The sequence below is a fragment of the Streptomyces ferrugineus genome, assembly GCF_015160855.1.
Classification (GTDB): domain Bacteria; phylum Actinomycetota; class Actinomycetes; order Streptomycetales; family Streptomycetaceae; genus Streptomyces; species Streptomyces ferrugineus.
The window spans coordinates 5,218,864-5,240,992 of the sequence record NZ_CP063373.1 but is presented as its reverse complement, the minus strand read 5'-3'; the positions used below and the strand labels follow the sequence as shown (position 1 = coordinate 5,240,992).

General features: G+C 69.0%; 16 protein-coding genes and 1 pseudogene. 12 read left to right on the top strand and 5 right to left on the bottom strand.

Annotated elements, in window-relative coordinates; genetic code table 11:
• The first annotated feature begins 90 nt into the window (after positions 1-90).
• The 4 genes from IM697_RS23745 (at position 91) to IM697_RS23730 (ending at position 6,603) form a co-directional block, all read left to right on the top strand.
• The gene (locus IM697_RS23745) at positions 91-4,353 is read left to right on the top strand and encodes a hypothetical protein (protein ID WP_194038050.1); all 4,263 of its coding nucleotides are present in this window, start codon (positions 91-93) and stop codon (positions 4,351-4,353) included.
• Between the two features lie 143 nt (positions 4,354-4,496).
• Complete coding sequence (locus IM697_RS23740) at positions 4,497-5,309, top strand: hypothetical protein (protein ID WP_194038048.1); 813 nt, start codon at positions 4,497-4,499, stop codon at positions 5,307-5,309.
• Positions 5,310-5,606: 297 nt separating this feature from the next.
• Complete coding sequence (locus IM697_RS23735; protein WP_194038046.1) at positions 5,607-6,083, top strand: hypothetical protein; 477 nt, start codon at positions 5,607-5,609, stop codon at positions 6,081-6,083.
• A 46-nt stretch (positions 6,084-6,129) separates the two neighbouring features.
• Positions 6,130-6,603, top strand: a complete 474-nt coding sequence (locus tag IM697_RS23730) for a hypothetical protein (protein WP_194038044.1) — start codon at positions 6,130-6,132, stop codon at positions 6,601-6,603.
• Positions 6,604-6,667: 64 nt separating this feature from the next.
• Here IM697_RS23730 and IM697_RS23725 read toward each other — a convergent pair whose 3' ends face one another.
• Entirely contained in the window at positions 6,668-8,743 is a 2,076-nt protein-coding gene (locus tag IM697_RS23725; protein ID WP_194038042.1) for a PQQ-binding-like beta-propeller repeat protein, read from the bottom strand.
• A gap of 446 nt (positions 8,744-9,189) precedes the next feature.
• On the opposite strand from IM697_RS23725, the gene IM697_RS23720 reads away from it, so the two are divergent.
• From IM697_RS23720 to istB, 3 genes are all read left to right on the top strand, one after another.
• A complete protein-coding gene (locus IM697_RS23720) occupies positions 9,190-12,072 on the top strand; it encodes an NACHT domain-containing protein (RefSeq protein ID WP_194038040.1) in 2,883 nt (960 codons plus the stop codon).
• Between the two features lie 209 nt (positions 12,073-12,281).
• The gene (gene istA / locus IM697_RS23715) at positions 12,282-13,529 is read left to right on the top strand and encodes an IS21 family transposase (RefSeq protein ID WP_194038038.1); all 1,248 of its coding nucleotides are present in this window, start codon (positions 12,282-12,284) and stop codon (positions 13,527-13,529) included.
• Positions 13,529-14,335, top strand: coding sequence for an IS21-like element helper ATPase IstB (istB, locus tag IM697_RS23710; RefSeq protein ID WP_194038036.1), 807 nt, complete (start codon positions 13,529-13,531; stop codon positions 14,333-14,335). Before istA ends, istB begins: the two co-directional genes overlap by 1 nt.
• A gap of 94 nt (positions 14,336-14,429) precedes the next feature.
• Here the strand turns inward: istB and IM697_RS45490 are convergent, their stop codons facing one another.
• Both IM697_RS45490 and IM697_RS23705 read right to left on the bottom strand, forming a co-directional pair.
• Positions 14,430-14,561, bottom strand: a complete 132-nt coding sequence (locus tag IM697_RS45490; RefSeq protein WP_265582663.1) for a hypothetical protein — start codon at positions 14,559-14,561, stop codon at positions 14,430-14,432.
• 379 nt (positions 14,562-14,940) lie between these two features.
• The gene (locus IM697_RS23705; RefSeq protein ID WP_194038034.1) at positions 14,941-15,078 is read right to left on the bottom strand and encodes a hypothetical protein; all 138 of its coding nucleotides are present in this window, start codon (positions 15,076-15,078) and stop codon (positions 14,941-14,943) included.
• A 176-nt stretch (positions 15,079-15,254) separates the two neighbouring features.
• Here IM697_RS23705 and IM697_RS23700 point away from each other — a divergent pair, with 176 nt between their 5' ends.
• Both IM697_RS23700 and IM697_RS23695 read left to right on the top strand, forming a co-directional pair.
• Complete coding sequence (locus tag IM697_RS23700; protein WP_194038032.1) at positions 15,255-16,310, top strand: hypothetical protein; 1,056 nt, start codon at positions 15,255-15,257, stop codon at positions 16,308-16,310.
• Positions 16,307-17,059 (top strand): AbiTii domain-containing protein, encoded by a 753-nt coding sequence (locus IM697_RS23695; RefSeq protein WP_194038029.1) that lies wholly within the window; start codon positions 16,307-16,309, stop codon positions 17,057-17,059. Before IM697_RS23700 ends, IM697_RS23695 begins: the two co-directional genes overlap by 4 nt.
• A gap of 225 nt (positions 17,060-17,284) precedes the next feature.
• On the opposite strand, the gene IM697_RS23690 is transcribed toward IM697_RS23695, so the two are convergent.
• Entirely contained in the window at positions 17,285-17,932 is a 648-nt protein-coding gene (locus IM697_RS23690; protein ID WP_194038027.1) for a TetR/AcrR family transcriptional regulator, read from the bottom strand.
• A 191-nt stretch (positions 17,933-18,123) separates the two neighbouring features.
• Here IM697_RS23690 and IM697_RS23685 point away from each other — a divergent pair, with 191 nt between their 5' ends.
• From IM697_RS23685 to IM697_RS23675, 3 genes are all read left to right on the top strand, one after another.
• The gene (locus tag IM697_RS23685) at positions 18,124-18,288 is read left to right on the top strand and encodes a hypothetical protein (RefSeq protein ID WP_194038025.1); all 165 of its coding nucleotides are present in this window, start codon (positions 18,124-18,126) and stop codon (positions 18,286-18,288) included.
• A 382-nt stretch (positions 18,289-18,670) separates the two neighbouring features.
• Complete coding sequence (locus IM697_RS23680; protein WP_194038022.1) at positions 18,671-19,690, top strand: aldo/keto reductase; 1,020 nt, start codon at positions 18,671-18,673, stop codon at positions 19,688-19,690.
• A 105-nt stretch (positions 19,691-19,795) separates the two neighbouring features.
• Positions 19,796-20,575 (top strand): oxidoreductase, encoded by a 780-nt coding sequence (locus IM697_RS23675; protein ID WP_194049836.1) that lies wholly within the window; start codon positions 19,796-19,798, stop codon positions 20,573-20,575.
• A gap of 259 nt (positions 20,576-20,834) precedes the next feature.
• Here IM697_RS23675 and IM697_RS23670 read toward each other — a convergent pair.
• A pseudogene (locus IM697_RS23670) lies at positions 20,835-22,061 on the bottom strand (pyridoxal phosphate-dependent aminotransferase).
• Between the last annotated feature and the right edge of the window lie 68 nt (positions 22,062-22,129).

Genomic DNA, 22,129 nt, shown 5'->3' with positions numbered 1-22,129 from the left:
GCGAAGGCGGTGCGGGCAGACAGCACGAAGCGCACAAGGGCGGAATGAACGGCGGTCGGCGTTGTCAGTGGTGCCTGAGACAGTGATGGGGTGGACAGTCAGACAGAGCGAATCTTCGAGGATGCGGTCAGGACCGGCCGCAGGAACGCCGTCACCGTGGAGATGGCCCGCCGCCACTGTCTGAACATGACGTTCACCGAGTGCGGTGGCCAGGGAATGGCCGAGGCGGCCACCGGCCTGCCGATCAACATGCGGCAGGTGGGCTGCCTCGTGGCGCACGGCAGTGCCAGCGGGAACCTGGACTGGATCGCCGGCGAGTTCTACGAACAGCACTGCGCGGGGTGCGTTCACCGCCGTCCCACGGGCGATGTGCCGAACCTCGCCACGGTCATGGACGAACGCAGGGAAGCCGCGGCCAGAGCAGAGGAAGCCGAGCGAGCCGAAACCGCACGACAGCACCACGCGTGGGAGCGGCGCGCCGAGCACCGCCGGGGTACGCAGGCGTCATCGGACACAGCGATGGCCGGTGCGCTGGACGATATCGGCGTCCTGGACCAGGAGCCCGGTACGGAACGGGACAAGGCGACCTGCGACGGTGCGCTGCGTCGGCTGACCGCGCTGGCGGAACGGGCGCCGGAGACCTTCACCACCGAAGTGATCGAGCTGGCCCTGGGGCTGGTGGCTGACGTGCGCGTCTCACCGTTGTTGACGCCGCTGCGGCACGTGGCCCGCTCCCGCGGCGAGTTCGCGGCGGATGTCCTGATGGCGGCCCTGAACACCTTGCGGCGCGGCCCGGTCGAGGAGGCCGGCCGCTGCGTGGCTGACCTGCTGACTCCTGACGACGACGGCCGGCTCGATGAGGCGGCGGTCCGGTCCTTGGTGTATCTCGCTGAGCCGCGAAGCCGACGTCTGGGGTCCTATGAAGGCGGAACCGGGGACGCCAGCGGTCTTCGGGTGGCAGCGGGAGCGTCCCCCCGCGCCGTGGCCGCGGCACTGACCGGCATGCTGCCCGCCCCCCGGCCGTCCGCGTCGCTGGCGGTGCCTGCCGGAGTGCGGCCCGCACCCCGGACACGACGAGAGGCCGAGACCGACCGGCGCGCTGCCGCAGCCGCCGTACGGGCCCTGGGGTTCACGCACCCGGACGCGGCGGGCGCGCTCGTGCCGGCGATGTTGCTGAATCTGGGCGTCGACGGTGACCACCACAACGACCCCGCGCCGGTGGGCACCCTCCAGCAAGCCCTTGCCGCCCTGCTCGTCCTGGAGGTGGGGGATGTGCCCGCCCAGCTCGAGCGGACCGGCAGCACAGCCGGAGACACCCTGCGCCAGCGCCTGTTCGGGGTCCTGGAACAGGCCGGCCGCCTCATCGACCCCGAGGACCGGTTCCGTACCTCGAGCGATCCCCAGCCCGGAGAGGGCCGGCAGCAGGCCGTCTTCGAGGAACTGCTCTCCACGTGCCTGGCCCGTGTCGGGGGAGACTGGGGCGACGACGTACGCGTCCAGGCCGCGACCCTGGCCGAGCATCTGACCCGAGCCCACCCCGCTTGGGCCGGCCCGTACCTGCCTGCCCTCCTGGGCACGGTCCTGACCGCCATCGACATGCTGGAGTCGGCGGACAGCGTACCCGCCCCGCTCCTGGCCACCCCCGAAACACTCCCGCCACAGCTGCGGTTCCTCGAACGGGAGGCCCACCTGCAGTCCTTCGCGTCCGGCATTGTCAGGCTCCTGGACGCGTTGGAACACCTCGCCGCCCTCGACGCGGTAGCCGTGTGCGCCGCGGTCATCGACACCATCACCGACGAACGCGACAGTCGGCGCAGACAGGTCATCGTGCCGCGTCTGCTGCCCCTGCTGGGGACGCTCGGACGGCGTCACGGTGACCATCCCGGCCTGCTGCGGATGATTCTCCCGCTGCTGCACACCTACCTCGTCGACGCCGATGTCGCCTCCCGGTCGGCCGCGCTGAGCGCCTGGGCCCACATCGGCGGCGCCCACCGGCTGCCCTCCAGCGTCTCCGACCTCCTGCCGGCCCTGCTCAACGACCCCTACCTCGGTGTCATCGACGGCGTACTCGACACCGCCCTCCGTCTGGAGTGGAGCACCCAGGACACGCATCTTCTGCTGCGCTACGCCCTGCTGGTCTGCGCGCAGGTCGACAACGACCGGTTCCCGGACACCGTCACGAAGGCCATGGCGGCCGCTTCCCGTCTCTCCTGCGGCGACGAAGCCCTCCGGGCCCTCACCGAACAGCAGATCCTCAAGCGCGCCGCCGACCTCGACCGCTACCACCTGCGCGATGCCCTGAGCCGCGACTGGCTGCCGCAGACCACGGCCACCTCGGCCATGGCGAAGCTGCGCCTGCGCCAGGTACGCGACCCGCACATCAACGACCGGTTCAACGCCCACGACAACGAGGAACTGTGCGCGCTGCTGGAGTGCGGCCCGGGCCTGGCAGGCCTGCCGATGCAGGATCTGCGGGAGGCCGCCCTCGAACTCGGGCCGCACGGGGTGTTCGGTGCGGCCGAATATGCCGAAGTCGCCTGGCGGGCAGCCCGCCAGGCAGATGCCGCCGCCCTCATGAACGCCGTCCTCGAGGCGACACCGGACGAGCCCGCCTTCACCGTCCACCGGGCGCTGGCCTCGCTGATCGCCGCCGCGGCCGCGTTCGATGCCGCCGCCGCGGCCGGGGGACACACGCGGGAGGCCGCCCGCGCGCTGACCCACGCTGCCCACGCCTTGGACGCAGACAGCGACGCCCGCGCTCTGACCGAGCAGGCCCGTCTCCGGGTCACGCTCCGCGGCCTTCTCACCGGCCACGAACCGGCGCCGGCCGACGGCACTGGCCAGTACGACACGGACCGGCGACCCGGCGACGTAGTCGGCGACCCGGCCGACGCACTGCGGGCCCGCGCAGCCCAACTCCGCGCCGCCGCGGACACCCTCAGAGACCAGGCCCAGGAAGCGACGGCGACTGCCGCCTACGTGCGGTCCTTCGCCGGACTGTGTGAGGTGGCCTCCTTCCTGGTCCTGCTCGATGCGGCCGAACTCGACGCCGACACCGCCCAGATGACCGCGCTGGCCACCGCAGCCCGCCGACGCGCCATCGCCACCGCCGCCGACCTTCACAAGCGCTTCACGGACACCGACCCGCTGGCCGGACCACTGCTGGTCGTCCTGGAGCAGGCACAGGCCCTCACCGGTGCCAGCGGCGTGGCCGACCTCCTCACCCGCTTCGCCGCGCTGCCCCTGCCCCTGGTGATCGCCCGAGGCCGACGCCGCACACCGCTTCGCTCCGGCACGGCGGACACCGACACTGACGCCCGGGCCGCCGAGGACCAGTCGGCCGCCGCCGTCGTCCTGGCCAGCGTCGACGGACGCCTCATCACCGGCCCGCAGATCCTGCGCCCCTCCACGGTCTACGAACTCCGCCTCGACGTCCGCACCGGCCCCTGGCCCGATTGGGCCCAGAGCCTCGAAGCAGACCTCCTCGGCCACTTCACCCCCGCCGAGGCGGAAACCCCCACCTATTTGTGGCCGCGCCCGCCACGCCCCGAGGATCCGGTGACACTGAGCGCCACCGGCACGCTCATCCTCCGCTTCGCCCTGCCCGCCGGCAGCCCTGCCCCACCGTTCTCGGTCAACCTGCGCTGGCGCGGCACCAAGGACGGGAAACCCTTCACCCAGAGCCTCGATGCTGCCGGGCACCGAGAGATCCGCTTGCGGCCCTTCGACGCCTCACGCGACTTCCTGACCAGCTTCCCCGTCTTCGACGAACGTCTGCTCGCCCTCTACGAAAGCCTCCACCGCGCTGGCTACGACGAGGGCCAGCTCCAGGCCTTCTGCCGCCTGTTCACCGCCATCTGCCGCACCGGACTCACCATGACCTGGAGCAAGCAGTACAAACGCGGCAGTCACGTCACCGAACGCAAGTTCCATGATGATCTGTACAAGGAACTGCAGGCAGAGCCGGAACTCGGCGGGCGCCTGGAACGGGGCAGCCCGCTCGCCCTGGGATACCTCGACGTCCGGCACGACGGCATCACCGCCGAACTGAAGGTCGAGCGCACCACCCCGGTCACCCAAGAGCGCGCCCCCAAGTACATGGGTCAGCCCACCCAGTACGCAGCCGCCGACGGCGCACGCCTGTCGATCCTGTGCATCCTGGACATGAGCCGCAAGACCTCACCCGTCGGCGTGCCGGAGAACTACCTCTTCACCCTCCAGCCCGCGCTCCACGGCCTGATCAACCTACAGGCGCCGTCACTCGTCGCAGCCATCGTCGTCAACGGCAACCTGCCGGCACCCAGCTCATGGTCGCGCCGCAGAACATCCACACAGCCCGCATCCTCGCCCTGACCCGGCCCGACACCCGGCAGCCTGCGCGCGGGACACCCGGCTGGCCGTCCTGAATCGGATTGCCGCTGGTGTGGCTGCCGCGTCATGCTTGCCGAAGCCGTGCGGCTCTGGACCAGGCGGTTCACCTACTCCTGGAGGGGCTGATGAAAACCCACGCTCAAGCAGGGGCGGATCCGGCGGCGCTGCACCGCGGCAGACTCGAGGCGTTCGTGGTGCGTGCCCGCCGGGTGGAGGCACACTCGCTGGCGGCGGACTGGGACGCGCTGGTTGCCTTGTCCAGCGCACCGTACGTGGTGACGGCTCTCGGCAACGGTGAGGTACAAGTCCGGCAGGAGTACCCGGCCGAGGAGGTCGTGGAGTCGGCTGCGGCCCGGGTCAGGCCTCTGCTGCTGGAAGGTGACGCCTGCTCGTATCTGAAGGCGCTGGCCGCGGTGGGGTACTTCTGCCGGGAACTGCCGCACGACACGATGTGGGTGAAGGCGGCGCGGGCCGAGTGGCGCACGAGAGCGGAGCCGAACGCCGCACGCGAAGGCGGCTACCAGGTCATGCTCGGCGACGCCGCCGAGGGCTGGACCACCGATCTCGACGACCGCAAGCTGGCCATGGCATGGATCTACGGCGACGTGGTTCACCACGACACCGGTCTCCTCGAAGAGGCCGATCCCTTTGGCCTGGCCGAACGGTTCCGTGCCGCTGTACCCCTGATCGCCTGGGTCATGGTCAAGGCGATCGAACTCCTCAACTACGTTCGCGCCCTCCAGAGCGCCGGCCTTCTCGGGCTCCAGGCCGCGCTGTTCGACCGGGAGGTCGTGCTGACGTCGACCTGCTGGGAGCACACTGTGCGGGCGTACACGGCACCCGTCGGAACGCTCGCGCCGGCTGATGCACTGGCTCCCCTCAGCGATGAGTGGATCCCGCTATCGGGCAGTGCTGTCCTGCGGCACGCAGACGACTGACTCCGGCTGGGTTCCGCAGATCCGTGTGGGTGGCAGCCTCGTCTCGAGGGCTGCGGGCGGCCAGCGCACCCGCGGTACCCACACCCCGAGCCAGCCGGTCTTCGGGGCGGACAGCGACGAGCAGGGTTCTTCTTCGGCCATCGGACGGCGGGTGGTCGTCCGCCACGGGCAGACTAGTGCCTCCCTACCGGAAGATCTGCCGCCGCATGGCGGGTTCGTGACTTTCCCACCGCCGGGCGTGAAGGTCCGCAAGGATGAGCCGTGGTGCCAGGGAGCGAGCCTGTTACGGGAGAGCCCATGGAGAAGACGAGCCGCGCCGACCATCGGCACGATGCCGCGGCGCAGAGACTGCGGTTCATCCCGCCGTCCCGGGCGTACCTCACATGCGAACTGCCCGCGCCGTTTCCCGACGTACTGGACCAGCTGACCTACGTGACGCTGGATGACTGCCAGCAGTGCCGGCCTGCCCTGCTGGACCGTGTCGCGGGTGATGAGCGAGCGACGCTGGAGCTGGTGTTTTGGGCCTGCTTCATCACGTCCGAAACGTACTGCGGCATCCCGTCACGGCTCGTCGCCGACGACGAGCCGCCTGACGCCCCGTTCCGGGCTTCGGCCACTTTCCGTGCGCTGGCCCGGCAGTACGGCGCACACGGGCGGATCGAGGACACCGTCTGGATCCACCGCACAGCAGCACAGCGCCGCGAAGCGGCGGACACCGCTGTCACCCTCGTCGCCGGCCTGTCCCGGTGGTCGACGGACTTCCTTTACCAGTGACCCCCGGCCGTCCCCCTGAACGCGCAAGAGGACAAGAGGAGATGTGATGAGCAACCACGACACCTCGCTGCCGCCCCACCTCCCGGGCATCGCCGAGATGCAACTCCAGGCGGCGAGCGGGCACTTTGCCGACGAAGCAGCGATCTTCATCCTGCAACCCCACACCCTGCAGGTCCGCGATGCCCAGGACCAGGTCGAGATCCCCGACGCCGTCGAGTTCCTGGTACGACGGGCGGGCGGACAGCAGCTCACCACGACATCCCTCTTCGCCTCCCAGCGCACCCCGGGCTGGAGCGCCGAGCTGCGACTGCCCGACGAGGCTCTCGTGATCCGTTTCCCCGACACGAGCTACCTCTACGACGGCTCCATGCCGTCGCAGCACACATGGCAGCGTGCTGTCGCCACCACCGGCGACGTTGTGGTCATCACCGGGCCGATGGCCGACGTGGACTGCATCGACCCCGCGATCCACGCCGGGCTCACCAGCTACGTACGCGTGCCGCTGTCGATCGAACGCTGACAGCCCAGGCCAAGGCTGTGCCTACGACGGGGATGCGGTTGCCCGCGATGACCGGCGGGCCCTGTTAGGGCAGTTCCCACGCCTGGAGCCAGCCGCTGCAGGTGGAGACGAACAACGTGCGACCCTCGATGGCTGGCTGCCCGCCGCCCTCCTCGCTCCACCGCTCCAACTGCTGTGCCGTGCTCCGGCGGGTGCCCGGATCCCAGCTGTACAGGACTCCGGTACGGTCAGCGGCCCAGATGCGATCGCCCGCCATGAACGGCGCGGCGGTGAAGGCACCGCTCACGCTCTTGCGCCACAACTCGCTGCCCGAGGACGGATCGAGGACCACCAGCCGCCCCGGGGCGAAAGCGGCGATACAGACGCCGTCGTCAGTGACCAGGGGAGCCGTAGTGATGCGCCGGGCGGCCTGAACGTCCCACCGCAGGCGTCCACCCCGTGCATCCCAGGTCAGTGCCCGGCCGCAACGGGTCGTCAGATGAACCGCCGTACCCGCATGCACCGGTGCTGCTGCCGCTTCGCCGGCCAGTTCGTGGCGCCACAGCAGCTCTCCGCTGATGCGGTCCAGGGCGACGATCTCCCGTTTGTGATCCTGTGTGTCGAGAATGGCGGTGAGGACCTGGTCGCCGGCGCTCCAGCGCGTGATGGCGCACGAGCCGCTCGGCCAGCACCACACCGTACGCCCGCTCCTCGCCTCGAAGGCAGCGAGAACCTGCTGCTCGCACGCGGGTGCCGACGGGGCCCGCAGCAGCGCGAACACCGTGTCGCCGCGAGTGCGGGGCGCCGCCGCGACCGGCAGGCGGTCCCCGGCGCCCGACCACAGCACCGCTTTCGAGGCGACGTCGTAGGCACTCAGCCCCGTCGTGGGGTGCGCGGCGAACAGCACCCCGTCCGACACCGCGGCCAGGCCGTCCTGCATGCGCAGACGTAGCGGCGCGCTGCGCTGACCGGTGCGCAGATCCCAGGCCCGGGCATGGCCCAGTGGGTCGGAGGCGAAGCACGCCCCGCCTGCGACCACGGCTCTGTGCCCGCCGCCGGCCTTCTTGCCCCAGCGTTGGTCGCCGGAGTCCGCATCGAAGGCGAGCGTCCAGCAGTCGTCGACCACCACTACGGTGCCGTCGTGCACTTGGGGCTGCTGTGCTGCCCCGGACAGCAGACGGGCCTTCCACCGCAGCCTGGCGCGTGCACGGCGCCGGCTCGGCCGTGGCGTTCGCGTCGCCGCCGGCCGGGCGGGCGCAGCAGCGGTGGGGGAGGGCAGGCGCGACGCCGGGGCGAAGCAGTCCAGTCCCTGAAGGTCAGCGTGCAGCCGGGACAGATCCACCACCGCGCCAGCGGGAGCGTAGGCGCCCACTTGCTCCGCGAGATGGGCGAACAGGGCGTTCGCTGCGTCGTTGCTGCGCTGCGGCGTCACGGCCCGCAGACGTTCCACGCTGTAGGTCCGGTCCGTGCAGTCGGCGCCTTCCAGGCGCATCTCGGTCAGACGCAGGGTCGACAGCAGCCGCCAGTTCTCCCGCGCCGCCTGCGCCGGCGGCTCGGGGGCCAGGGAAGCAACGATCGCCTCCAACTGGGTCAGCCGATTGCGCACTGCTGCCTGCAGGCTGCCTGGACGGCGCAGTCGGTCCTGGAACTCCGTCCAGCTGCCCGCCGCCGAAGCCATCTCGGCCAACGTCTTGAGCTGCTGAGCGGGAACGCAGGAGGGCACTACGGCCAGGGCGAGCTTCCAGCGGCCGCTGTCCACCAGCGCCCGCCTGGTGCGCGCGACGTGCAGGAAGTCGCCGATGAGCCTGACGGAGTCCGCCTCGCTCGGCACCAGCTTCGGCTTTCTGCGCACCCCGATGGACAGCACAACTTCCGTTTTGGTGGGTGCCGTTCCGACCACAACGATGTCGTCCACGCGGCTGACGGAGCGCGCCTGAAAGCGGATCCGGACCGGCGTCACGGCGTCCCCCAGACCGGGCACAGGGGTTCCGGTCAGCAGATGCGACAACAGCACCGCTCCGTAGCGGTGCTCCAGGACGGTCCCGCCACCCCCGGTGGAGTAGGGGCCGGCGCCGGCCGACCCCGGCGATCCGTCCTGCTGCAACGCGGCGCGCTGAACGGACAACGCGGCCGGGGTGCCGATACCGCGACGGTAGGACACGTCCCTCCCCAGTGTGATCCGTGACAGCCGGCGCACGGGGTCGGCCCGGCTAAGGAGGAGTGATTGGCCCGGCACGCGTACACGTGTTCATCGGGCCGTCGCGCCGGTGGCGCGTTCCCCTCGCTTGGGCAACGCGCCACCGTGCAGTCGGTTACCGGCTCTTTGACGCCGACGGCCCGTGGCCCGGGCCCCAAGGTGCCCGCCGATACCAGTGCTCGGCTGGTTTGTCAGCTGCGCTTCGGGGCCGATGCCGCGGCTTTCCACCCGGCGGCCGTGGCTGGACCTGCGGCTTGCGCGGCGTCAGGTCCAGCCTCAGACAGGTCGGGCGGCCCGTCGAGCCGGGGGAGTGGTCCCGGGCAAGGGGGGTTCCTTCTGCGAGGATGTGGGTCAGATTGCGGGGAGGAGCATCGGTGGAGCCGGCAATTGTGGGCAGTGTGGTCGGACGCGTGGCAGCAGCGTTCGTGACGAGGTCGTCGGCCCCCGTAACAGGAGACATTCCGCCGTCCCAGTGGGCGGAAGAGTCCGACGAGCGGGGCGGCCTCCTCCTCACGGACGGCACCGGCGAGGCGATCGCCCTGCTGACCCAGGACCAGGTCACCCAGGTGTCGCAGTTCCTCGAGCAGCCCGAGACCGTCGCCCTGTCGCAGTTTCTGTTCATCGCCAGGCTCGGCATCAGATCCCGCCGGGAGCTGTCGGAACTCGCCCAGGAGTACGAGGAGACGTTCACGGCCCGCGCGGAGGACTTCTGCGAGGAACACGGATACACCTGGGCCGGGCTGGCAGGCGCACTCTGGGAACTCGTCACGGCCTACATGGAGAGCGTCTTCCCCCGCGATGACAGCATCACCGCGACGCTCAGTGCCGCCGACCTGGAGAAGGTCACCGCCTACATCGGGGCCGCACCACAGGTGTCGGGCAGCGACGCCCCTCCCAATGCCGCCTTCCGGGACATCGTCGACATCCTCGGCTCCTCGCCCCGGGTGAAGCGCGCCCGCGAGGTACTCACAGACATCCGAGCCGCGTCGGAACGCCGCTACGCCGAGCTCAGCCTCGCCCACACCTTCAGCCACACCAGCGAGACGTCCCGCTTCGACCATGATGTGCTGTACGTGCCCCGCAACCTGCGCAAACGCGGCTCGGACGAGTTCCATGACGACTCCTTCCTGGTCTCGCCCCTGAGCCGCCCGCGCTGCGTGGTCCTGGGCAACCCGGGCGTCGGCAAGAGCACCATGACGCAGAACCTCGTCCACCAGCTCTCACGGCCCGGTTCCGGCACCGCCTATGCGCCTCTCGTGGTGTCCTGCAAGGACGTCCCCGGGGCGGACGGAACCGCGCACATAGTGTCGGCGATCACACGCTCCCTCCGCGAGAGCCTCCAACTCGACGTGCAGGAAGAGGAGATCCGTGACCTGGCCACACTCGGCCGCTCCTTCGTGATCTTCGACGGCATCGACGAGATTGTGGACGTCGGACGCCGCATGGCCTTCGTACGGACCATCGAGGCATTCGCCAACCGGTTCCCGCTCATCCCGATCCTCGTCACGGCCCGGCGCGTCGGCTACAGCAAGGCGCCGTTCGACACCAGGCACTTCGACATCTACGAACTGGACGACTTCTCCCTGGAGCAGGTCGGGCAGTACACCGAAAAATGGTTCGGGAACACAGGACGATCGGAGCAGGACCGCCTGGCCTTCCTAAGGGAGACCGAGAACGTCCCCGACATCCGCACCAACCCCCTCATGCTCTCCCTGCTGTGCGCCCTGTACCGCGCCCGCGGCTACATCCCGCGCAACCGCCGCATGGTGTACGAGGCATGTGCCGACCTGCTGTTCCAACGGTGGGACGCCATGCGCCATATCGAGCAGCCGATGGATCACCGGCACTACGGGACCCGTCTGATGCAGGAACTCGCGCTCTTCTTCTACAAAAGCCAGGCGGCGCAGGCCGGTGTGCAAGAAGGACAGCTGAAAAAGCTGATCGCCACCTTCTTCACGGACACGGCCTCGGTGGACGAGGTCGATGCCCGATCCCGAGCACAGGACTTCCTGGACTTCTGCGCGGACCGGGCCTGGCTGCTGTCCTACCAGGGCACGGACTCCGTCGATCACCGGTTGTTCGGCTTCACCCACCGCACCTTCATGGAGTACTTCGCCGCGGAGGCCCTCGTGCGGCGTGCACGCACCCTCGACGAGGTGGTCGAGGAGATGGTAGTTGCCTACGACCGGGACGCCAGCTCGGTACTGGTCGATGTGATCTTCCAGTGTGCCGACGACAAGTACGACGGCGGTGCACGTGACATCGTCTCCAGCCTCATGGAGAGGTCCAAGAACAGCAGCCAGCAGGCCTCGGCGAAGCACCTCTCACTGTGCCTGCGCGTCATGAACGCAGCTCCCCTGCCCCCTCAGTCGACCGACGCCATCTTCGACGTTCTCCTGGACACCTGGGACACCGCCGGCCTGGAATCCAGCCGGGACACGGCACTGGCGGTGTTCGAACTCTCCCGGGACCCCAGGAACAGATTCATCGCCAAGCTCCGCACGGACTCACTCCATGCCAGACAAGCCCTCGCCAGGTGGGCGCGCTTCTACTGGCGAGGGGAAGCCCTCATGTTCGATCCCCAGTGGGACCAGCAGATGTACGAGGTGGCCCTCGGAATGGAGAGACCGGGGTTGCAGGATCCGCCGCTCCTGGCCTACCTGCTGCGCAACGAACTGGTGGACATCGGCGAGCTTCCGGCCGGATGGGAGTGGGGCCTGGGATTCCAGGCATTCGGCGAGACGGTCCCGGGGCCGGTTCTCCTGGATATGGAAGAGCTCCTCGGCGAGGTGGGGGAGGACGGCGGTGCGGGCAGGATCACCGCCGCTTTCGGCGCATCCATCCGAGCCAGCCTGCCACGGGTGGACGGCAGGTTCCTCAAAGCGGCCTTCGCCCGCATCGGTGAGGGCATCTCCCTTCCCGATCCCGACAGGCTGGCCGAGGCAACTCAGAACCGTGACATCCGGGACGCCCTCATCTGGGCCTGCTGTGCCCTGTTCGAAGTGACGGCGCCCGCGTACCACTCCTTCCATAAGCATGTCGGTTTCGTCCATGGCCAGCCGTGGTTCGAGAGGGTGGCAGCCACCCGGGCCAAAGGCCCTGGACGCACGGTGATTTCGGGAGCAGAGCCCTTCAGTCTCAAAGAACTGCGCACCCTGCAAGGGTCCGGAACGGTTCCGGACTGGTTCACCGACTGGTGCAGGGGGCAGAGGCCGCTGCTCATCGAAATGGAGAACCGGCCGCAGCCAGGCGTGCGGGCCAGGCGTCCGGCTCAACCAGGGACGAGCCACTGACGCACGAAGCGAGGTCCGCCTCCGGCGCCACGCCGACCGGTGTCCTCACCTGCGGGCCCGCACCATGCCGCAGACGATCATGATGCGATGTGCCGACCATGCGCTGGGGAGGGTGCTGTCGGCGACGGCTGAAAAGTGGACCAGTAGCGACGCTCGAAAGTTGACCCCCTCCAAGGGGTCTGGCTCGTTGAGCCAGGCCGGGAGGAGTGGTGATCAGCGTGGAGGACTGGGCGGAGATCCGCCGGCTTCACCGGGCCGAGCGGATGCCGGTGCGGGCGATCGCGAGGAAGCTGGGGATCTCGAGGAACACCGTCCGCAGGGCGGTCGCGGACGACGCGCCGCCGAAGTACCAGCGGGCGCCGAAGGGCTCGATCGTGGACGCGGTCGAGCCTCAGATCCGCGAATTGCTCGAGCAGTGGTGCGAGATGCCGGCGACGGTGATCGCCGAGCGGATTGGCTGGGACCGCGGCCTGACCGTGCTCAAGGACCGGATCCGGGAGTTGCGGCCGGCCTATCGGCCTGCGGATCCGGCTTCGCGGACGGTCTATGAGCCAGGCGAGATCGCCCAGTGCGACCTGTGGTTCCCGCCCGCCGACATCCCGCTCGGCTTCGGCCAGGTTGGACGGCCACCGGTGCTGGTCATCGCGGGCTACTCACGGTGGATCACCGCCCGGATGCTGCCCTCCCGGTCGGCAGCCGACCTGATCGCCGGGCACTGGCGGCTGCTGACCGAGCTGGGTACCGTCCCCAGGGTGTTGGTCTGGGACAACGAGGGAGCCGTCGGCTCCTGGCGGTCCGGCGGCTCTCAACTCACCGACGAATTCGCCGCGTTCGCCGGGCTGCTGGGTATCAAGTTCCTGCTCTGCAAGCCGCGGGATCCAGAGGCGAAGGGCCTGGTCGAACGGGCCAACGGCTATCTGGAGACGTTGTTTTTGCCCGGGCGGGTGTTCACCTCGCCGGCCGACTTCAACATCCAGCTCGCCGACTGGCTCACGAAGGCCAACCGGCGCATCCACCGCACCTTGCAGGCCCGCCCGTCGGACCGGCTGGAGGCCGACCGCTCCCGCATGCTGGCCCTGCCGCCGATCGCCCCGCCGGGCTGGTGGAAGGCATCCCTGCGGCTACCCCGCGACCACTATGTCCGCCTCGACACCTGCGACTACTCCGTCCATCCGCTGGCCGTCGGCCGCCGCATCGACGTCGCCGCCGACCTGGACCAGGTCCTGGTGACCTGCGACGGCGTCGAAGTCGCCCGTCATGCCCGCAGCTGGGCCCGCCACCAGACCATCACCGACCCCGATCACGCGGCGGCTGCCGCGGCCGCCCGCAAGACGGCTGCGGACAGGAAACCGGTGCCAGCGGAGGTCACCGAGGTCGAGGAGCGGTCGCTGGACTCCTACGACCGGATCTTCGGCGTGATCGACGGCGGTCTGAGCACGGGTGAAGGGGCAGCCTGATGAGCACGAAGAACAGCACGAACCAGGCCAGGACCAGCCGGGATGTGACCTCTGAACTCGTCTACCTGACCAAGGCGTTGAAGGCCCCGGCCCTGCGGGACGCGGCCGCCCGGCTCGCTGAGCGGGCCCGCGACGAGGGCTGGAGCCACGAGGAGTATCTCGCCGCCTGCCTGCAGCGGGAGGTCGCCGCCCGCGACTCCCACGGCGCCGAGGGGCGCATCAGGGCCGCCCGATTCCCCTCCCGCAAGTCCCTGGAGGACTTCGACTTCGACCACCAGCGGTCCGTGAAACGCGAGGTCATCGCCCATCTGGGGACGCTGGACTTCGTCGTCGGCAAGGAGAACGTCATCTTCCTGGGGCCGCCCGGCACCGGCAAGACCCACCTCGCCACCGGTCTCGGCATCCGGGCCTGCCAGGCCGGCCACCGGGTCGCCTTCGCCACCGCCGCCCAGTGGGTCACCCGCCTCGCCGAGGCGCATCAAGTGGGCAGGCTCAGTGACGAGTTGACCAGGCTGGGACGGATCCCGCTGATCATCGTGGACGAGGTCGGCTACATCCCCTTCGAACCCGAGGCCGCCAACCTGTTCTTCCAGTTCATCTCGGGCCGCTACGAACGCGCCTCGGTGATCGTGACCAGCAACAAGCCGTTCGGGCGCTGGGGCGAGGTCTTCGGCGACGACACCGTCGCCGCCGCGATGATCGACCGCCTCGTCCACCACGCTGAGGTGATCTCACTCAAGGGCGACAGCTACCGCATGCGCGGCCGCGACCTCGGACGGGTTCCCGCCGCCAACACTGGGGAATGACCAACATCAACTGATGCAGTGGGGGTCACTTTTCACCCGTCGGAACTGGGTCACGATTCACGCGTCGCCGACAGGTGCCGCATATGGCTTTGCGTCACCCTCCCGGCCGGTCATCGCGGGTGCGGGTGCGGCCAGGTGCCCCGCAGAACTCACGGGTGCGCTCCGCCTTGGTGGAGGCGATCAACGCCTGCAGCAGCGTGTCGCCGCTGCCCGCCGGCCACTCCATGTAGCCGCGCAGGCCACCATGATGGGGATCCGCGATTTTCCCCAGGCTCGCTCAAAATCCCCACTTGGTTCAGCGGTGAACGAAGAGGGCGGGGCCGCCCGGTTCTTGAGCGTGCGGGTCGCGCCAAGTGGTCAAGGGCGCCTGCGGCGGCGCTGCGCGCTGGGCTTCGCCCACCCTGGACAACTCGCCCCGCCCCTGGTGCTGGCTGGCTATCGGGCGGCCCCTCCCGTGTGCCGACCGTCCGCAGCTCAGCGCGGCCAGGGTGGGGAACCGAAGTGAGCAGGCCTGTCCACCCCCTGAGCAGGGGGTGGGGAATTTCAAAGATCCCTATCAACCCCCCAGGCTTCTCCTTGAGGCGGTGCACCTCCCCTGGAAGGACTCATGGGGATCCGCGGGGGAGCGGGGACAGGCGGCGGCTGGCCGGCAGAGTGGCGATGCTGGCGGCCAGGTCACCCTCGCCGGTACCCCAGGTTGCGATCAACTCGTTCCGGTCGGGCGCGACATAGTAGCGGGTCATGAAACTGCTCCTCCGCGGACAGGCGCTGCATGATGTCCTGCTGAGCCTGTGAAACAGGCCCCTTGAGTCGCCGACATGACCGCAGCTTCGACATCACTGATCGAAGATCCGGGCAACAATCGGCCCCGTCGTGAAGCAGAATCAACCGATCACAGTGTGACGAGAAAGGCCGTTTCGTGAGCCATAGCGCGACGTTCCTGCGGGCTGCGCACGCGGGGCAGGCCGCTCTGACTCGCGGTTGGCTGGCGTCTCCAGTTGCTGCCGCTGACGCGCCGGTACCGGAGTCGACCGCTCAGGTGGACGCGGCGGTGCTGAACCTGCAAGACGGGCTTCGTGAGCTGCAACTGACGGCCACACCCCACGTCACTGCGGCCGCACAGGACCTCTACACGGCAGTCCGAGCTGCCGCCGACGCCCAATTCGACCTGCACATCCAGAACGTCAGCAGCACCGAGCGCCTGTGCGCTCTCGACGAGGCAGCCTTCACCCGGCACACCGACGCCGTGAGGCAAGCACTCGAAGCCTTCGTCGCAGCTGCCCACCGAGAGGGAGTATCGGTGACGGCCACGGCTTCCGACCGGGCCAAGGCCATGCGTACAGCCCAAGCGGTGCAGCCGGATGCTGCCTGGCTGACCCATCTGTCCCGGCGCATGCCGATGCGCCGCATCCCCGACTTCGTCACCGAGGGAGTCGGGGATGCCCTGGAGGCCCTGCGGCGTGACGTCATCGACTTCGTCGACCCCGAACTCAACACCGCTCACCGCCGCTTCGCGGACGCGCTCGCCCGGCTCGACGACGAGATCGGCGGAACGTTCACCCCTGATCACGATGCCGCCTACAGCGAAGTCCCGCCGGAGTGGCAGCGCACCGCCCCCGAGAGGTACGCCCAGACACTGCGCAATCTATCCCGGGCCCGCGATACCGTACTTGACCGCTACAAGGAGCTGATGAACGCCATGAGCCGAAGAGGCCACCTACCCACTCCCCAAGAACCCCAGCCAGGCTCTTCGGTTCAGATCACCGCCGGAGACAACTCGCCCATCACGGTGAACGCCCCCTACGCGCACGCCACTCAGGGCGGCAACGCGAGCGCCGGCCAGCCGGCACCAGCAGACCAGGCCACCGGGTCCACCCCTCTGCCCTGGTACCGCAGCGGTATCTTCTGGGGTGCCGTGAGCGCGTTGGCAACAGTCGCGGGCGTCGTCGTCGCCTACCTCGCCCTGGGTAAATGACCGAGTCCCCCCACCAGGGGACGCAGCCCCTGGAACAGCTGGAGCAAGGTGTCCTCGACGACACCGCTCCGCTCGCCGGACTGCTGCGCCTCGCGCTCGTCATCGGCGGTCACGCTGCCTCCCAGCCCTTGAAACAATGGGCCCTCAACGAACTCGAGGGCTACGGAGGTAAACCCGCCACCAGCGTTCCGGACTACCGGCGCCCGCGTGCGCCCATCCAAGCCGACTCGCACTCGCTTGCCTGGCAACGTCACGGTGAGACCATCAGCGCCCTGCACCTCCCCGAGATCACACGGGGAAAGATCAACGAAGAAGTGATCATCACGTTCGGCATCGGCCAGCTGCAGAGCCTGATCGACCGTACCCCTCCCGGCCAGGCTGTCCACCTCAGCCTTCCCGGTGCGGCCGAACTGCGGACGCTGATGAGCGCGATGGACAGGTACCGCGGCCGAGCCATCGTGATCGACGACCTGTACTGGGCGGTCTCACACTCTGTACTGCACGACATCCTCGACCAAGTCCGTACCCGACTCACGCAGTTCGTCGCCGAGCTGCGCTCCACGATGCCTGCCGGAGTCGGCAAACCCACCCCTGAACAGGTCCATCGGGCCGTTCAGAACATCAACATCACGACGGGCGACAACTCACCCGTCACACTCACCGCTCCGCTCGCCCACGCCGACAACGGTGCCGCAGCCAGTGCAGAGATGGGCGCACCGCGGCGCTGGTGGCAGCGACAACGGCGTTAACACCCTTCCGGACACAGCGCGGCCACCAACTCCCTGTGCACAAAGGCGCTGTTGTTAGCGGACTTAGAGACCCCGGCACCAGCCGGTCTGCGAACCAGGACCCGTACGCCGGGTAACCGGCCGAACCCCTCAAAGGGGCCTCCCCGAGCTCCAGCCCGGGGAGGAAGCCAAGCCGCATCGAAGGAAGGCGCGGCGCGTCCGGCAGGCGCGCAGCCGCGCCTGGTGCTACGGCGTGGGGCGTACCTGGGTGCCGGCCGTCAAGGCGAGCAGAAGTGGCTTGGTCAGGGCGGACATCTCCATCGGCGTTCGCGGGCATCCGCGCTGCAGCCAGTCGTTGGCCACCCCGATGAGCGCGCCGGCGACGAACGCCGCAGGAACGTCGTGCGGGAGGCCGGACGCGTCGGCCGTGTCCGGCGCTGTGGACTCGTCCGTCGTGGCGAGGTGTCCGGAGGAGTGGGCGGCTGTGGCGGTGCGGAGGCGTACGTGCTCGATGACGCGTGCGCTTCCCGTCGGGCCCAGCAGGCTGCGGTACAGGCCCGCGTGCTCGGCGAAATGCGCGAAGAAGGCCGTCAACGCCGGGTACGGGCCCTCCGGTTGCTTTGATGGGTTCGCGGGGGCGGGGTCGAGGGCCAGGACGAACCCGATCATGTCATCGATCATTGACGTGCTGGCGGCTTCGGCCAGTTCATGCACGTCCCGGTAATGGTCGTAGAACGTCGAGCGACTCACCTCAGCCCGGTCGACGACATCGGCGACGCTGACCTGCGACAGGTCCCTCTCCTCGACGAGATCGATCAGGGCGCGCTGCAAGGTCGCCCGGGTGCGCCGTACACGTCGGTCGCCTGACTGGCTGCTGCTCTTGGTCACGGACATCCTCCGAACTGTATCCTCTCACGCACGTGCAGGTATGCCTACATGTGAAGGCTTTCAGTCGCCTGATGGTAAACCTGCATCCGTAGGCTAACGTGGGCTTGGAGTCGTCATCGCCGTGGGCAGCGGACCCTTACATGCCGTGGACCGGACAGGAAACGGTGCTCGGCACAGGCAAGAGAGGGAAATGGGACGTGAGGAGACTGCAGGGCAAGAGGATCGTCCCCGCCGCCGGCGCCGCCGGAATCGGCGCGACCACGGCCGAACGGCTCACGGAGGAAGGCGCCTCGCTCGCCATCCGCGACCTCCACCTCTACGCCGCCCAGACCCTGACCAAGGGCCTCGACCATCCGACGTGACCATGACGAAACAGCGGAAGGACAGGTCGGAGAGGAAACGAGGACCAGGGTTTCGGCCACGATCCGCGGTCTGCGACTGTGCGAGCCCGCCCCGCCGTCCGCCGCCTTGCTGCTGTCCGACGACGCGGAGTGGGTCAACGAGCAGGCAGGCCTGGGTCGATCGACGGCTGCATGACTATCCGCGACTGAAACGCCCCACTGACCAGGGTTGTCCCCGGCGCGACCGGCAGGTCGGCCGGTGACACCGTCCGGCACGATCCGCGTCCGAGTGAGGGCACAGCGATCGATACCGGAATCAACCGCACCTCGACCTTCATCACCCGCGCCGGCGGCAACCGAAACCGACAAGCCCCGGTGCGTCCCGTTTCTCGTAAGGAGCGCCATGGAACGCAGGTATCTCGGTGCGACCGGCATGTCGGTCAGCGCCACCGCACTCGGCACCATGAACTTCGGCGGCTGGGGGAACACCGACCGCGCCGAGACCGTCCGCATGATCCGCGATGCGGTCGACGCCGGGATCGACTTCATCGACACGGCCGACGTCTACGGCGCCGGCGAGAGCGAGGAGATCGTGGGCGAGGCGCTACAGGGGCGCCGTGACGAGGTCGTCCTGGCCACCAAATTCGGCCTGCCGGGCGCCGACCACCCCAACCACCAGGGCGCATCCCCGCGCTGGATCCGCCGCGCCCTTGAGGCCAGCCTGCGCCGGCTGCGCACCGACCACGTCGACCTCTTCCAGTTGCACCGCTACGACTGGAACACCGGTCTGGCCGAGACCCTCGGCGCCCTGACCGATCTGCAACGGGCCGGTCTCATCCGTGCGTTCGGGCACACGACGTTCCCCGCCGAAAAGATCGTCGAGGCGCAGTGGGTCGCCGAGCGGCGCGGCTACGCCCGGTTCCTCACCGAGCAGCCCCTGTACTCGATCGTCAACCGGGCGGTCGAGACCGCGGTCCTGCCCACCGCGCAGCACTACGGCATGGGCGTACTGAGCTACAGTCCGCTGGCCCACGGCTGGCTCAGCGGCCGTGACCACGCCGACCACCACCGCGCCAAGCTCAACCCGCCGATGTTCGACACGGCCAACCCGGCCAACGCCCGCCGCGCCGAGATCGTCGACGCGCTGGCCAAGGTCGCCGACCAGGTCGGCACCTCCTTGCCGCAGCTGGCCCACGCATTCGTCCGCGCGCACCCGGCCATCACCTCCGTGATCATCGGCCCCCGCACACCGCAGCAGCTCCAGGAGTCGATCGCGGCCTCCGACCTCGTGCTCACCGACGACGTACTCGACGCCATCGACGCGATCGTCCCGCCCGGCACCAACGTCAACCCGGCCGACACATACAACGCCACGCCACCCTCGATCGCCGATCCTCTTCAGCGCCGTCGACGGGGCGCCTAGCACCCGGCTCGGAGCGTCGACCGCGACGAACCAGTTCGCTTCGCCGACGTCGTGTTCGGCGCTCATCATCCACGTCTGTACCCATGGTTCAGGAATCGGAGTGTCATGAACCTCAATCTCACTAACAAGACAGCCGTCGTCACCGGCGCCAGCCGGGGCATCGGACTCGCCACCGTGCGGACCCTGATCGACGAAGGTGTCCGTGTCATGGGCGCCGCCCGCACCATCACGCCTGAGCTGAAGGAGACCGGCGCGCACGCCGTGTCGGCCGACCTGAGCACCGCGGAAGGGGTGTCCACCCTCATCGACAGCGCTCTCGCCGAGCTGGGTGGCATCGATCTGCTGGTGAACAACGTGGGCGGCGGAGACAAGGCGACCGTCGGCTTCCTCGAAGTCGACGACACCGAGTGGACCCGCACGTTCGACATGAACGTGCTCAGCACCGTGCGTGCCACGCGTGCGGCTTTGCCCAGCCTGATCGAGCGCCGCGGGGCGATCGTCAACATCTCGTCCATTCTCGCCCAAATGCCAGGGGGTTTCCCGGTCGCCATGTGCTCGGCGAAGGCGGCACTCACTGCGCTCGGCAAGTCCCTGTCCGAGGAATTCGGCCCTCGAGGCGTACGTGTAAACACCATTTCCCCCGGCTTGGTCCGCACCTCCGTCTACCAGGACCCCGACGGCCAGGTCGCCAAGTGGGCTGCTGCGGCGGGCCAGAGCCTCGAGGAATTCGTCGGGCATATGGCCAAGGCCCAGAACGTCACGACGGGCCGCATGGCGGAACCCGAGGAAGTGGCGGCCCTGATCGCGTTCCTCCTGTCCGACGTGGCCGGAAACATCACCGGCGTCGACTACGTCATCGACGGCGGCACGATCAAGACGGTCTGAACCGGAGGCACACCGGCGAAACGATCAAATCGCGAGGAGACCAGGCTCACGCAGGCTCAGACCGGGCTCGGGGTGTCGTGGCAGAACTTCGGTGCTGGCCGCGGGCGCCAACTGTTGGGGGGAGGGCCACAGCCTGGAGCCCGGAGAGCGATCACGCCGCCGACCAGGGAGGTGCGCAGGCAGGGCGCCTTGTACACAAATGCCGTTGGTTGCGCTGCGGCCGGGTAGTACCGGCCGCAGCCGCGTATGTTCGGGCCGGTCAATGCCGTGCTTCCGCCAGCAGCTTCTGGATCCGGCTCACGCCCTCGACGAGGTCCTCGTCACCGAGCGCGTACGACAGCGCAGATAGCCCGGCGTGCCGAACGCCTCACCGGGGACGACGGCGACCTCGGCCTCCTCCAGGATCAGCGCGGCCAGCGCTGCCGAACTCTGCGGGCGCTTGCCGCGGATCTCTTTGCCGAGCAGGGCCTTCATCGACGGGTACGCGTAGAAGGCGCCCTCGGGTTCCGGGCAGAGCACGCCGTCGATCTCGTTGAGCATCCGCACGATCGTCTTACGGCGGCGGTCGAACGCATCCTTCATCTTCTCCACCGCCTGCAGGTCGCTGGAGACGGCGGCGATCGCGGCGACCTGGGCCACGTTCGAGACGTTCGAGGTGGCGTGGGACTGGAGGTTGGTTGCGGCCTTGACGACGTCCTTCGGGCCGATGATCCACCCGACCCGCCAGCCGGTCATCGCGTACGTCTTGGCGACACCGTTGACGACCACGCACTTGTCACGCAACTCGGGCAGCAGTGCCGGCAGCGAGCTGAACTTCGCGCCGCCGTAGACCAGGTGCTCGTAGATCTCGTCCGTCAGCACCCACAGGCCGTGCTCGACTGCCCAGCGGCCGATCGCCTCGGCCTCGGCCCCCGGAATACATCGCGCCGGTCGGATTGCACGGTGACACGAAGAGAACGACTTTGGTCTTCTCGGTGCGGGCCGCCTCGAGCTGCTCGACGGAGACGCGGTAGCCGGTGGTCTCGTCGGCGACGACCTCGACCGGGACACCGCCCGCGAGGCGGATCGACTCCGGGTACGTCGTCCAGTACGGGGCCGGGACGATGACCTCGTCGCCCGGGTCGAGGATCGCGGCGAAGGCCTCGTAGATGGCCTGCTTGCCGCCGTTGGTGACGAGGATCTGCGAGACGTCGGGCTCGTAGCCGGAGTCGCGCAGCGTCTTCGCGGCGATCGCGGCCTTCAGCTCGGGCAGACCGCCGGCCGGGGTATACCGGTGGTACTTCGGGTTTTTGCACGCCTCGATGGCGGCCTCGACGATGTAGTCCGGCGTCGGGAAGTCGGGCTCGCCCGCGCCGAAGCCGATCACCGGACGCCCGGCGGCCTTGAGGGCCTTGGCCTTGGCGTCCACGGCGAGGGTGGCGGACTCGGAGATCGCGCCGACTCGGGCGGAGCCCCGGCGCTCGGTCGGAGGGGTCGCAGCGTTCACGCCAACCACCCGCACCACGGCAACTGCACTCCACTCAAAACCGTCACTTTCTCTCTCCTGTCTTTCGC

Bases quoted from the DNA above. Each gene is read 5' to 3' on its own strand.
- IM697_RS23705 (WP_194038034.1), bottom strand. From the start codon at position 15,078: ATGACCCGCTACTATGTCGCGCCCGACCGGAACGAGTTGATCGCAACC.
- IM697_RS23740 (WP_194038048.1), top strand. From the start codon at position 4,497: ATGAAAACCCACGCTCAAGCAGGGGCGGATCCGGCGGCGCTGCACCGC.
- IM697_RS23675 (WP_194049836.1), top strand. From the start codon at position 19,796: ATGAACCTCAATCTCACTAACAAGACAGCCGTCGTCACCGGCGCCAGC.
- IM697_RS23690 (WP_194038027.1), bottom strand. From the start codon at position 17,932: ATGTCCGTGACCAAGAGCAGCAGCCAGTCAGGCGACCGACGTGTACGG.
- istB (WP_194038036.1), top strand. From the start codon at position 13,529: ATGAGCACGAAGAACAGCACGAACCAGGCCAGGACCAGCCGGGATGTG.
- IM697_RS45490 (WP_265582663.1), bottom strand. From the start codon at position 14,561: ATGGAGTGGCCGGCGGGCAGCGGCGACACGCTGCTGCAGGCGTTGATC.
- IM697_RS23730 (WP_194038044.1), top strand. From the start codon at position 6,130: ATGAGCAACCACGACACCTCGCTGCCGCCCCACCTCCCGGGCATCGCC.
- IM697_RS23695 (WP_194038029.1), top strand. From the start codon at position 16,307: ATGACCGAGTCCCCCCACCAGGGGACGCAGCCCCTGGAACAGCTGGAG.
- IM697_RS23735 (WP_194038046.1), top strand. From the start codon at position 5,607: ATGGAGAAGACGAGCCGCGCCGACCATCGGCACGATGCCGCGGCGCAG.
- IM697_RS23680 (WP_194038022.1), top strand. From the start codon at position 18,671: ATGGAACGCAGGTATCTCGGTGCGACCGGCATGTCGGTCAGCGCCACC.